General features: G+C 66.4%; 1 protein-coding gene. It reads left to right on the top strand.

Features of this window, described 5'->3' with window-relative positions; genetic code table 11:
- A partial coding sequence (locus tag SB754_RS22795) for an ABC transporter permease subunit (protein WP_410784539.1) occupies window positions 1-238 on the top strand: 238 nt, incomplete at both ends.

The following is a 238-nucleotide window of genomic DNA, read 5'->3' as shown; positions in this document are numbered from 1 at the left end:
GAAGGCATCATGCGCGTCCTGGACATCATGATGGCCTTCCCCGGCATCGCGCTGGCCGCCGCCCTGCTGTTTGCCCTCAAGGACTATTCGGTTGCCCTCTTCGGGTCCACCGTTCCGGTGATCATCTTCGCCATCGCCATTGTCTACACCCCGCAGCTGGCCCGGGTGGTCCGCGCCAACGTGCTGGCCCAGTACGGCGAGGACTATGTCCGCGCCGAACGCGTGATCGGCGCCGGCC

Origin of the sequence: Leifsonia sp. SIMBA_070 (assembly GCF_046534635.1) — a bacterium.
In the GTDB taxonomy this organism is placed as follows: domain Bacteria; phylum Actinomycetota; class Actinomycetes; order Actinomycetales; family Microbacteriaceae; genus Leifsonia.
The sequence above is the reverse complement of the archived record's forward strand: the minus strand, read 5'-3'. Positions and strand labels throughout refer to the sequence as shown.